General features: G+C 69.5%; 8 protein-coding genes. 2 read left to right on the top strand and 6 right to left on the bottom strand.

The window, feature by feature from the left end; all coding sequences use genetic code 11:
- Both K2Z83_RS07690 and K2Z83_RS07685 read right to left on the bottom strand, forming a co-directional pair.
- A partial coding sequence (locus K2Z83_RS07690) for a B12-binding domain-containing radical SAM protein (RefSeq protein ID WP_220594586.1) occupies positions 1–1,972 on the bottom strand: 1,972 nt, incomplete at its 3' end.
- Positions 1,973–2,329: 357 nt separating this feature from the next.
- Positions 2,330–2,617, bottom strand: coding sequence for a hypothetical protein (locus tag K2Z83_RS07685; protein ID WP_220594585.1), 288 nt, complete (start codon positions 2,615–2,617; stop codon positions 2,330–2,332).
- A gap of 247 nt (positions 2,618–2,864) precedes the next feature.
- On the opposite strand from K2Z83_RS07685, the gene K2Z83_RS07680 reads away from it, so the two are divergent.
- Both K2Z83_RS07680 and K2Z83_RS07675 read left to right on the top strand, forming a co-directional pair.
- Positions 2,865–4,703: an AarF/ABC1/UbiB kinase family protein gene (locus tag K2Z83_RS07680; protein WP_220594584.1), complete on the top strand. Its 1,839-nt coding sequence runs from the start codon at positions 2,865–2,867 to the stop codon at positions 4,701–4,703.
- 56 nt (positions 4,704–4,759) lie between these two features.
- Positions 4,760–6,250: a hypothetical protein gene (locus K2Z83_RS07675; RefSeq protein ID WP_220594583.1), complete on the top strand. Its 1,491-nt coding sequence runs from the start codon at positions 4,760–4,762 to the stop codon at positions 6,248–6,250.
- 34 nt (positions 6,251–6,284) lie between these two features.
- Here K2Z83_RS07675 and K2Z83_RS07670 read toward each other — a convergent pair whose 3' ends face one another.
- From K2Z83_RS07670 to K2Z83_RS07655, 4 genes are all read right to left on the bottom strand, one after another.
- Positions 6,285–7,226 carry an RNA polymerase sigma factor RpoD/SigA gene (locus K2Z83_RS07670; RefSeq protein ID WP_220594582.1) on the bottom strand — a complete coding sequence of 314 codons (942 nt, stop codon included), beginning with the start codon at positions 7,224–7,226 and terminating at the stop codon, positions 6,285–6,287.
- Between the two features lie 288 nt (positions 7,227–7,514).
- Positions 7,515–9,347: a translational GTPase TypA gene (gene typA / locus K2Z83_RS07665; RefSeq protein WP_220594581.1), complete on the bottom strand. Its 1,833-nt coding sequence runs from the start codon at positions 9,345–9,347 to the stop codon at positions 7,515–7,517.
- A 289-nt stretch (positions 9,348–9,636) separates the two neighbouring features.
- Positions 9,637–10,236 (bottom strand): HAS-barrel domain-containing protein, encoded by a 600-nt coding sequence (locus K2Z83_RS07660; protein WP_220594580.1) that lies wholly within the window; start codon positions 10,234–10,236, stop codon positions 9,637–9,639.
- A gap of 47 nt (positions 10,237–10,283) precedes the next feature.
- Positions 10,284–11,492 carry a DNA double-strand break repair nuclease NurA gene (locus K2Z83_RS07655; RefSeq protein ID WP_220594579.1) on the bottom strand — a complete coding sequence of 403 codons (1,209 nt, stop codon included), beginning with the start codon at positions 11,490–11,492 and terminating at the stop codon, positions 10,284–10,286.
- Positions 11,493–11,637: the final 145 nt, after the last annotated feature.

The following is an 11,637-nucleotide window of genomic DNA, read 5'->3' as shown; positions in this document are numbered from 1 at the left end:
CCCATATCACCCGCCCGTGCGCGGCGGCCCATTCCCTGGCCGCCGCGATTGCCCCCGCCCCCGCGCCCGCCAGGGCGATGCCCGCCCCGCCCGCCGTGCGCCACGCGCCCAGCGGCAGCGCCTCGCCTTCCCCAAGCTCGTAGCGCCAGATCACCCCCGCCACGCCCGCATAGTCCCCCGGCTCGGCCTGGGACACCCAGGGCAGCGCCAGCCAGATCCGCAGCCCCGCCCGCGCGTGGCCCGGCTCGGGCGTCTCGTTTGCGTAGGCCGCCACCCGGTCCAGGTAGCCCGGCGTGTAGGGCAGCCCATCCCGCCATGCCCGCAGCACCTCGGGCCGCGGCGGCTCGCCCGCCACCTCCAGGTAGATATCAAAGACTGTACTTGGGTTAGCCTGCATCCACCCGGCCAGCAGCGGCGTCATCTGCGCGAGCTGATCGGCGGGGAGGATGAGGTCGACGTGGGATGATAGCCGATAGCCGATAGCCGATAGCCGATACTCCGATACCTGAATATCTCTAGGGGTGATACGTGACACATAGCCGGTGGATGGTTGCCCATCCGCCAGCGCATCAGCGCGCGGCGCAGGCACGCCCTCGACCTCGTCGGGGTCGAGGCCGGCACCTAGCTTCAGCTCGCGGCGCAGCCGGCGCAGCTCGGCGTAGCTCAGGCGGCTGGTGCCCAGCACATAGTAGGGCGGGCGGCCCTGGAAGGTCAGCCCGTGCCGGGCAGCCTCGCGGCGCAGCGCCGTGCCCGGCAGCACCTGGAGCGTGAAGATGTCGTAGGGGCCGAGCCCCTCGCGCTCGATGAAGGCCAGCGTCTCGGCCACGCCGTCCGCGTCGTCCTCGGGCAGGCCGAGGATCACATCCAGCAGCACCTCGATCTTGGCGGCGTAGAGCCGGCGGGTGCCCGCCGCCCACTTCGCCAGGTCGGTCTTGCGGTACGAGGCGCGCAGCGCGGCCGGGTTGGCCGTCTGGAGGCCCACCTCGACCACCCGTATGTTGGCCGCGTCCAGGGCGGCAACCGCCTCGGCGGACAGGTGCTCGCCGCGCAGCTCGGCGTAGAAAGCGATCTGCCGGTCGGCGTTGAGCTCGGCCAGGGCGCGCATCAGCGGCCAGAAGATCGGCAGCAGGTTCAGGTTGGCCTCGACGAAGTGGACCCGGCGCACGCCGCGCGCCTTGCCCCAGGCGATCTCGGCGAGCACCCGCTCCAGGCTGAAGGAGCGGCCGCCCAGCCGCGGCCCCATGTTCCGCCCGTAGAGGCAGAAGCTACAGGCGTAGGGGCACCAGCGCGAGACCTCGACCATCTGCATGCCGTCGGGCGGCAGCTCCAGGTGGCCGGCCAGGTAGGGCGAGGGGATGGCCGCGAGGTCGCCCAGGGCCACGCGCTCGCCGGTGAAGATCGGCTCGCCGCCGGGGCCGCGCAGGGCCAGGCCGGGGATCGATTGCAGATTGCAGATTGCAGATTGCAGATTGGGCCCAATCTGCAATCTGCAATCTGCAATCTGCAATAGCAGCTCGGCGAAGGTCTGCTCGCCCTCGCCGATCACCGCCACGTCCACGGCGGGGTGCCCCAGCACCCAGGCGTTATCGGCCTGCACCTCGGGGCCGCCGACGACGACGATCATGCCGGGCAGCTGCGCCCTGACGCGGCGGGCCAGCTCCAGCGAGCGCTCGCTGTTCCAGGTGTAGAGCGAGAGGCCGAGCAGGTCGGGCGCGCGCTCGATGATCGCCGCCGCCAGGGCCGCGTCGCCGGCGTGGTCGGCGATCGCGCGGGGCAGGATCTGGATGTCGGCCCGCGCGCCCAGGCCGTGCGCCTCGGCGTAGGCCTTCAGGTAGCCGGCGGCCAGCGGCGTGTTCAGGGCCGGGCTGCTCGGCACCGGCAGCTGGGCCAGCAGGGCGTGAAACATTGCGCGCATAGACAAGATTTCAGATTGTAGATTGCAGATTGCAGATTTGATGCAGTAGAACGCCATTCACGGCATCAAACTGTAAAGCAACCTGAAACCTTGTCATAGGCCGATTTAGCGTACCTGCGCTGTGTCGCGCCGGCCACGGCCATAGATCCGCCGCCGGGGCTGCGGGGATCACGTCATCCTCGCGCCGCCGTATTCGCCGGGATGCGCCCTAGCTCGATGAGATCGTGAGGCGGCGTGGCGTGGCGCTGCCCAGGGTTTGTATGCCCTGAAACCGCGCGCTGCCGCCAGGGCTCTTCGCCCTCGCCTCCCCCGCGCCTGGCACTATGAACTTTCTGGAGACAACTGAGTTCGCAGAGTATATGCCAGGTTGAGATTTCTGTCAAATTTTTCGGCGGGCGTGTTGGCGCTGCGCGGTTACGAGGCGAGGGCGTCCTCGGCGATGCGGCTGCGGACAAGGTCGAGGGCGCGGGTGCGGGAGCGGACGAGGGTCTCGATCTCGTCGATCAGGGTGGTCAGCCGGCGATACTCGCGGCGGAGCGACTGCTCCTCGGCGCGGTCGAGGGAGATGCGAGGCGTTGTGTTGCCGAGCCAATCCTCAAAGCAGTCGCTGGCGGTGAGGGACTCGATGCTACTGTAGCAGCTCAGCCCCCGCCAGATCTGAACGGCGCTGTCGGTAAGAAGGCGAACACTATCGATAGCCATGGTGTGATGCTAGGAGGCTGCAGCATGCTGCGGCCAAACACAGCCTCTCTATGAGGTGCGGCCGAGATGGGGCCGCGGGGAATATGCGACAATTCACACAATCATGGTAGCGCGACACGTGCGCTGCGCTATCGGTCTAGAGGTTTAGTTTCTCATCCATCGAGAGTTGTGGGAGCAGAGGCATCCGGCGCGGGCATGGGATCTTTGGTATAATTCACAGGGAAGAAAACGATATTATGGCGGAATTATGTCCGACACCCTAAAGATACAGATCTCGCAGCCCACCCCGATCGATCATACCGCCACCCCGCCCCCGAGCGCTCCGCCGCAGTTTCGCCCGCGCGAGCGCTTTCTCCGCGTGTTGCTGTTCTTTCTCGGGGTGGTCGCCCACATCTACATCTGGGATATCTTTCTCCAGCGCTTCGCCCTGATGCGCTGGTATGTGCGGCGCACCCAGATGCGGCGATGGGCGACGATAGCCCGCCGATTCCGCACTATGGCCATTGAGCTGGGCGGCATGCAGATCAAGCTCGGCCAGTTTCTCTCGTCGCGCGCCGACATCGTGCCCCAGGAGGTGCGCCGCGAGCTGGCTGGCCTCCAGGATGAGGTGCCGCCCGCGCCGCCCGGCCATGTGCTGGAGGTGATCCTGGAGGAGCTGGGCGCGCTGCCCTCGCAGATCTTCGAGACCTTCGAGCCTGAGGCGGTGGCCGCCGCCTCGCTCGGCCAGGTCCACTTCGCCACCCTCAAGAGCGGTCGCCTGGTCGCCGTGAAGGTGCAGCGCCCCTACATCGAAAAGATCATCGAGGTTGACCTGAGCGCGGTGACGTGGGTGGTGCGCCTGATCAAGAACTACCCGCCCATCCGCCGCCGCGCCGATATGGAGGCCCTGCTGGCCGAGTTCGGCCGCGTGCTCGTCCAGGAGCTAGACTACGTCAGCGAGGCGAAGAACGCCGATAGCTTCCGCGCCAACTTCGCCGGGATCCCCGGCGTCTACACCCCCGAGATCATCCACGAGCTGAGCACCCGGCGCGTCCTGGTGATGGAGCGCATCAGCGGGGTGAAGGTCAACGACCTGCGCACCCTCGACTCTCTCGGGGTGAGCCGGCTGGAGCTGGCCGCGCGCCTGAGCAACACCTACCTGAAGCAGTTCTATGTGGATGGCCTGTTCCACGCCGACCCGCACCCGGGCAACCTGTTTGTGCGGGTCGAGCCGGAGCATCCCTTGGCGGTGTACCAGAACGGGCAGGTTGCGAAGGATGATCTGGCGAGCGGCGCGTGGATCGCCCAGACATTGACTGGCTCGTCGCAGGACGATCCGCCCGCCAAGGGGGCACCCTTCACGCTGATCTTTGTGGACTTCGGCATGGTGGGCCACCTGACGCCGCATACGATGGAGGTGATGCGCAGCGGGGTGATCGGCCTGGCCACCAACGACCCGGAGCGGATCGTCGACTCGCTCGACAAGATGAACATGATCCTGGCCGGCGCCGACCGCCGCCTGATCGTGCGGGGCATCCAGTCGCTGCTGCGGCTCTCCTACAACCGCACGATGCGCGAGATGACGAACCTGGATGTGGATCTGATCTTCGACGAGACGCGCGATATTATCTACGACCTGCCCTTCCAGATCCCGCAGGATCTGCTCTACCTGGGCCGCGCCCTGAGCATGGTCGGCGGGCTGGCCACCGAGATCTGCCCCGATATCAACCTCTTCGATGAGCTGCGCCCCTTCGCCCGCATGATGATGGATCGCGAGCAGCAGGAGGGCAACTGGGCGGAGCGGGTGCAGAAGGAGCTGGTTGAGCTGGGCCAGATCCTGCTGAAGCTGCCGCGCCAGATGGACGAGTACTATGGCGCGGCCAACCGCGGCGATATGCAGACCCGCTCGGACACCAGCCGGCTCGAGCGCGGGATGCGCCGGGTTGAGCGCTCGAACGACCGCCTGGCCGGCGGCATGTTCGCGGCGAGCCTGTTCCTCGGCGGGGTGCAGCTGCGCACCCGCGGCATGGAGCGGGAGGCCAGCCGGGCCTGGTGGGGCGCCATCGCCGCCGCGCTCTGGGCCTTCTGGCCGCGCGGGGAGCGCTAAGGATCGCCGATGGATCGCCGTTGGGGCGCAGCAGGCGCGCCACAGGTTCTATACCAATGAGCGCAGCCGTGGCGGCGCGCCTGCTGCGCCCCTTCTCCTGGGCGCTGCTGCTGGCGCTGGTCGCCGCAGGCGGGGCGCTCGCCCTGCGCCCCGGCCCGCGCGACGCGCTGCGCGCCGCCGACCGGCTCTTTCTCGCCGGCCGCTACTACGATGCCCTGCCGGCCTACCAGGCGATCGACGCGCGCGCGCTGCCCGAGGCCGGCCTGCGCCTGGGCATGCTCCGGGCCATCCGCGGCGAGCGCGGCCCCGCCGAGCGCGCCCTGCGCGGCGCCATGCAGGCCGGCCTGCGCCCCGCCGACTACCAGCTCGCCCTGATCTACCTCGGGCATGCGCTCGCCGACGGCGGCAGCCCGGAGCTGGCCGCGCAGACCTGGGCGCTCGCCGATGACTGCCGCAGCCCCGAGGCCTGCGCCTACCGCGGCCCCGCCCGCCTGCTGCGGGCCGAGCTGGCGCTGCGCCAGGGCGACTACGCCGCCGCCGAGGCGGCCTACGCCGCCGCCCTCGCCGCGCCCCTGCCGGCGGGCTGGGCTGGCCTGGCCGCCTACCGCATGGCCCTCCTCATCGCCGCCCGCGACCCCGCCGCCGCGCTCCGCGCCATCGGCGATGCCGCGCCCGCATCGGGCGCCAGCCCCGACCCGCTCCTGGCCCCGCTGCTCCCCGCCGACACGGCGTGGCAGGGCGACCTGTCCGCCGCCCTGGTGGCCGACCCGCAGAGCCGCCCGCTGCGCCTCGGCCAGCTCTACCTCGGCATGGGGCGCTACGACCTGGCCGAGGCCCAGCTCGCGCAGGTTGGGCCGGGGGGGGCCGACGGCCGGGCTGCCGCCGTCTTCGCCGCCTACGCCCGCTGGCTGGCCGGCGACCGCGCCGGCGGGCGCGCCCAGCTTGAGCAGATCGTACACGACCGGCCTGACGACCCGCAGGCGCGGATGCTGCTGGCCCTGGCCTCGCTCTCCACCGACGCGAGCGACACGGCGCGCGACCAGATCGATGCGGTTGCCCGCCTGCGCCCCAGCGACCCCGACATCCATCTGGCCTGGGCCAGCTGGCACGCCGCCCGCCGCGAGTACCCCCAGGCGAGCCTGGAGTACGGGCTGGCCGTGGCCCAGGCTTCGCCCCAGCAGCGCGGGAGCTACGCCCTGCTCGGCGCGCGCTTCCATCTGTCTACCGCCTACGACATCTGCGCGGGCGGGCTGCCCCTGGCCGAGGCGGCCGCCGCGGCGCTGCCCACCGACAGCGCAGCGCTAACGGCCCTGGCCGCCCACCAGTACTACTGCGGGCAGCCCGCTGAGGCGGCCGCCTCGGCCCAGCGCGCCGACGACGGCGGCGGCGACGCCGAGAGCGTCTACTACCTGGGCGTCGCCCTGGCCGCGCTCGGGCAGAGCGACCGCGCCCGCAGCGAGCTGATCCGCGCCGCCGACATGGCCCCGGCCTCACGCTGGCGCGAGCGCGCCGAGGCGGCGATCGCCGCCCTGCCCCAGACACGCTGATGGCGAGCCGTAGGCTCGCCATCAGCGTGTCGCTTTACCCCTCGTCGAAGTAGCCGTGGAGCCGCCTGCCGAGGTGCGGGTCGCGCAGCTTCTTGAGCGCCTCGCTCTCAAGCTGGCGGACCCGCTCGCGGGTGAGGCTGAGCCGCTGCCCGATCTGCTCCAGGGTCAGGGCGTGCTCACCCTCCAGGCCATAGCGCAGGTTCAGGATGTGGCGCTCGCGCGTGGTCAGGTGCGACATCGCCTCGCTGAGGTCGTCGCGCAGGAGCCCGTGGGCCACCTGCTCCAGGGGCGTCGGCTCCAGCGGGTCGGCGATCACCTCGGCGAGGGCGCCGCTGCCGTCGTCGGTGTGGGCCTCGTCGAGCGAGGCCGGGGTGAGGGCGGCCTGCTCGGCGCGCGTCACCTGTTCGGCGGTGATGCCGAGCTCGCTGGCCACCTCCTCGGGCGTCGGGTCGCGGTCAAGGCGCTGGATGAGGCTCTGGCGGGCGCGGGCCAGGCGCGAGAGCCGCTCGCCGAGGTGGACGGGCAGGCGCACGGTGCGCCCGTGGTCGGCGATCGAGCGGCCGACGCTCTGGCGGATCCAGTAGGTGGCGTAGGTGCTGAACTTCAGGCCGCGGCTCGGGTCGAACTTGTCAACGGCGCGCATCAGGCCGAGGCTGCCCTCCTGGATGAGGTCGAGCAGGCTCAGGCCGTGGCCCTGGTAGCGGCGGGCGATGCTCACCACGAGGCGCAGGTTCGAGTTGATCAGCTGGGCGCGGGCGGCGCCCCCGGCGCCCACCAGCTGCTCCAGCCGCCAGCACTCGCCCGGGGTGAGCGGGTGCTCATCGGCCAGCCGGCGCGCCGCATCGCGCCCGGCCCCCATCGCACCGGCCAGCTCCTGCTCCTGATCAAAGGTGAGCAGCGGCTCGTCGCCGATCTCGTTTAGGTAGAGAATGATAGAATCCGCCGGCGTTGCGCCGGCAAATGCTGGGGTCGTCATACTATTCCCTTCTTGCGGCCGCCGTGTGGCGGTGCCGGTAGAAAAGACATTCGGTTGTCATGTAGCAAGGGTCGGGCCACGGAGCGTATGTGGCGCAGAGGAGGGAGTCCTCCGAGGTAGCAGATCACAGTATGCGCCGGAGGTATAAAAAAAGTCTTAGGGGGGGATGAGAGGCGGATGAGAATACCCCGGCGCGCACGCGCGCCGGGGTATTCTCGGCGGGGCCGAGAGAGCCTTTTACCCTGAGGTATGGCGGCGAGAGCCGCCATACCTCAGGGTGAGAATCTTTTACGCCAGGGCCATGTCGCGCTTCTTCTTCTCGCGGCGGCGGTCCTCGGCGTTCAGCAGCTTCTTGCGGATGCGCCAGCCCTTGGGCGTCACCTCAACCAGCTCGTCGTCGCTAATATACTCGACGGCATCGTCGAGCGAGAGCGTGCGCGGCGTGTCGAGGCGGATCGACTCGGCGCCCTTATTGTTGCGCATGTTGGTCAGGTGCTTATCCTTGCAGACGTTGATCTCCAGGTCGACGTCGCGGATATGCTGGCCGACCACCATGCCCTCGTAGATCTCCTGGCCGGGGCTGATGAAGTAGGTGCCGCGGTCCTGCACCTGGTGCATGCCGTAGGTCGTGGCGACGCCGGCCTCCGAGGCGATCAGCGACCCGGTCTCGCGGGTGTCCATCTCGCCGGCGAGCGGCTCGTAGGCGTAGAAGAGGCTGTTGAGGATGCCCTGGCCGCGGGTGGAGGTGAGGAACTGCTGGCGGAAGCCGAGCAGGCCGCGGGTCGGCACGATGTAGACATAGTGGACGGTGCCGTCGTCGCGCACCTGCATGTCGCGCATCTGGCCGCTGCGCCGGCCGAGCAGCTCGACCACCACGCCCTGGAAGTCGCCGCCGACCTCGATCTCGACCAGCTCCATCGGCTCCAGCTTCTTGCCGTGCTCATCCTCGTGGAAGATCACCTCGGGCTTGGAGACCTGGAACTCGTAGCCCTCGCGGCGCATATTCTCGATCAGGATGCCCAGGTGCAGCTCGCCGCGCCCGGCCACCAGGAAGACATCGGCGCTGTCGGTGTCCTGCACGCGCAGGGCCACATCGCGCTCGACCTCGGTGTAGAGCCGCTCGCGCAGCTTGCGCGAGGTGACGTAGGTGCCCTCGCGGCCGGCGAGCGGGCTGGTGTTGACGCCGAAGGTCATGCGCACCGTCGGCTCCTCGACTTTGATCGTCGGCAGGGCCTCGGGCCGCTCGGCGTCGGTGATCGTCTCGCCGATGTTGGCGTCGGCGATCCCGGCGAGGGCGATGATATCGCCGGCGAGGGCCTTCTCGGTCTCCTCGCGGTGGAGGCCGTTGTAGGTGAAGAGCTGGGTGATCTTGGCCGGGGTGATCGCGCCGTCGCGGCCGATCCGCACCAGGGGCTGGCCCTTGCTGATCGTGCCCCGGTAGAGCCGGCCGGTGACGATCTTGCCCTTGTAGTCGTCGTAGAGGCTGGTGGTGACCAGGAACTGCGCGGGGCCGTCCGCGTCGACGTCGGGGGCGGGGATGCGGTCGAGGATGGCCTCGAACAGCGGCTCCAGCGAGCCGTGCATCTTCAGGGGCGAGCGGCCGGAGTGGCCGAGCAGGCCGTTGGCGTAGATCGTGGCGAACTCCGACTGCTCATCGCTGGCGCCCAGGTCGACGAACAGGTCGAAGGCCTCGTTGACCACGTGGTTGGGCCGGGCCTGCGGTCGGTCGATCTTATTGACCACCAGGATGGCCCGGTGGCCGGCCTGGAGCGCCTTGCGCAGCACGAACTTCGTCTGCGGCATCGGGCCGTCCACCGCGTCCACCAGCAGCAGCACGCCGTCGACCATATTCATCACCCGCTCGACCTCGCCGCCGAAGTCGGCGTGGCCGGGGGTGTCGATGATGTTGATCTTGACGCCCTTATAGATCACGGCGGTGGTCTTGGAGAGGATGGTGATGCCGCGCTCGCGCTCGAGCGCGTTGCTGTCCATCATGCGAACTTCGGTCGCCTGATTATCGCGGAAGATATGGCTCTGCTTGAGCATCGCGTCCACCAGGGTTGTCTTCCCGTGGTCGACGTGGGCGATGATGGCGATATTGCGGATGTCAGTGCGTTTCATGGGTCTGGATATGCCTTACACGTGAGGGCGAAGCATCTGCGCGGCAAATGCTTCGCCCGTTTAAATCAGCTCCCTCTATCTTACCACAGATGCCAAGGGCGGAGCGTGGGGCGGGTATGCCGCCAGGGCCACGTCATTGTCGTCCGGCCTCGGCTCCGTGGGACTGAAGTCCCCGGCTGGATCCTGGGCGAAGGCCGCCTACGCGGCCTCATACAGGCCGCGCAGGCGGCCTTCGCCGAAGAATCAGCCCGCGACTTCAGTCGCCGGGCGCTCGGTCACGGGAACTCTGTTACGGCCTGATCCTGCGCAGGAGCGCCGTCAGGCGGTCGTAGTCGTCCTTGAGCAGGCTGGCCAGCTCGCGCCCGGCGCGCACCAGGTAGTCGCGGCTATCGGGGCGGGCGCGGGCGGCGGCGCGGATGGCGGCGGAGAGCAGCTCGTCGCTGGGGATCTGGGCGGCGAACAGCACGCTGCGGAAGAAGTCGCTCGACTCGCAGAACCCGGCCAGCTCGGCATCGTCGCTGGGGTAGACGCTGTAGTGGACGGGCGGCGGGTGCGGGGGCAGGTACTGGTAGCAGCGCCCGCCCTCGACGAAGCCGACCGTGATCGCCGAGAACTCCGTCTGCAGCACCTCGGCCAGGTCGGGGTGCTCGTGGTAGATCTCGCCGTCGTAGAGGTTGCGCCCGCTGTAGGTGCGCCCGCGCATCACGGCGCGCCCGCCGGGCTCCTTGCTGCCGGTGCGGATCTCGTAGACCAGCCCGTAGACGGCCATGCCCTCGCTGCGGGTCTGGGCGCGCACCAGCGACCCGAAGGGCGGCGCCTCCAGCAGCTCGTAGGCCCCCGCCGTGAAGCGGGTGGTGGAGGACTCGATCACCTCGCCGATGCGCTGCATCGCGATCCCTGTGGGGAGGGTTCAAGGGAGGGGTGTCCCTCCCTTGATTACCCTCTTATAAACGACTTGCTATCCTTCTTGGCCGACGCGCTCGCGCCCGCCTCGGCGCGGTAGAGGCTGCCCTCCAGGATGCTCTGGAAGGTGCGCCGGTCGGCGCTGCGCACCACCGCCTGCTCGTGGGCGCGGGCCAGGGCCACCGGGTAGCCGTCGCCCCGCGCGGCCTGATCGTACACCAGGGCGTGGATCAGGTCAACCTGCTCCGGGTCTTGGGCCACCCACTGCGGGATCTCGACCCGGGCCAGCTCGCGACCGACGCGCATGTGGAAGAAGTGGATGGTGTGCTCGCGGTAGTCCTCGACGTTGATCCGGCTCATCGAGATGAAGAGCGGGCCGCGCTGGCCCTCGGTGAGCTGGCCGGCGAGCACGTCAGTGTCCACCAGGCCCTGACAGACCGCGCAGGACGGCTCGCGGCCGTCGGCCACGTCGCTGCACTCATCGCACTTCGCGCCCCGGCCGGCGGCCACGTCCACGTCGGGGCAGAGCATCAGGCGGATGGTGCCGACCACCTCGGGCGAGCGCGGCCGGCTGATGTACGACGCCACCGGGACGCCTCGCTCGCGCATGGCGTCGAGGTAGGCCAGGTAGCGCTCCAGAAAGTGCTCCTGCACGAAGCGCTCGGCGCCCGAGAGCGCCCAGCGGATCAGGGTGCCGTCCTGGAGGGCCATGCAGGGCAGGCCGTCGGACAGGAACTCGTCGGCCAGGCCGACCAGGGCCACGCCCTCGTCCACATCGCGGCGGGCGCTCAGGTAGTTGCCCTCGATCGCCACCCGCCGCGCCCCGTCCGTCAGGTAGAGGTCCTCGTCGCGGTAGTAGAGCGCGGGCTCGGAGCTGAGCCGGGCCAGCGGGTCCTCGCCGTAGCGCAGGAAGACCCGGCCGATGTTGATCAGGTAGCAGGCCACGCTGCCGTGGCGGTCGAGGTCGATCTGCGAGCCGTCGCTGGCCACCAGGGCGTAGCTCTCCGGGCGCTCCGGCAGGCCGCGCGCCGTGCCGAGCGGCTCGACCGGGTGCGCCAGCAGCCAGCTGGCCGACTCGCGGCTCAGGTCGGCCGCTCTGGCCCAGTGGCGCTCCTCACCGGCGGACTCGCGGTAGCGGGACACGGCGTGCGCCGTGCGCTCTGCCGTGTCGGCCACGCGCAGCGCCGCAGCCCCGCTCATCTGGCGCACCTGTCGGCTCAGGGCGGTCAGGTCTAGTCCCATCGGTGCCCCCCGTGATTGCAGATTGCAGATTGCAGGTTGATCTCGACGGGATCTAGAGTAGTACGAATGTTCCGTCCTGTCAACCTGAAGCGCTAGTTGACACAGGGCAGGTGCAACGTCGCTGGCGGCTGAAGCCGCGTCGCGG

Source organism: Oscillochloris sp. ZM17-4, assembly GCF_019599295.1.
In the GTDB taxonomy this organism is placed as follows: Bacteria; Chloroflexota; Chloroflexia; order Chloroflexales; family Chloroflexaceae; genus Oscillochloris.
The sequence above is the reverse complement of the archived record's forward strand: the minus strand, read 5'-3'. Positions and strand labels throughout refer to the sequence as shown.

Excerpts from the sequence above, each read along its gene's own strand:
- K2Z83_RS07685 (WP_220594585.1), bottom strand. The coding sequence starts at position 2,617 with ATGGCTATCGATAGTGTTCGCCTTCTTACCGACAGCGCCGTTCAGATC.
- K2Z83_RS07680 (WP_220594584.1), top strand. The coding sequence starts at position 2,865 with ATGTCCGACACCCTAAAGATACAGATCTCGCAGCCCACCCCGATCGAT.
- K2Z83_RS07675 (WP_220594583.1), top strand. The coding sequence starts at position 4,760 with ATGAGCGCAGCCGTGGCGGCGCGCCTGCTGCGCCCCTTCTCCTGGGCG.
- K2Z83_RS07670 (WP_220594582.1), bottom strand. The coding sequence starts at position 7,226 with ATGACGACCCCAGCATTTGCCGGCGCAACGCCGGCGGATTCTATCATT.
- typA (WP_220594581.1), bottom strand. The coding sequence starts at position 9,347 with ATGAAACGCACTGACATCCGCAATATCGCCATCATCGCCCACGTCGAC.
- K2Z83_RS07660 (WP_220594580.1), bottom strand. The coding sequence starts at position 10,236 with ATGCAGCGCATCGGCGAGGTGATCGAGTCCTCCACCACCCGCTTCACG.
- K2Z83_RS07655 (WP_220594579.1), bottom strand. The coding sequence starts at position 11,492 with ATGGGACTAGACCTGACCGCCCTGAGCCGACAGGTGCGCCAGATGAGC.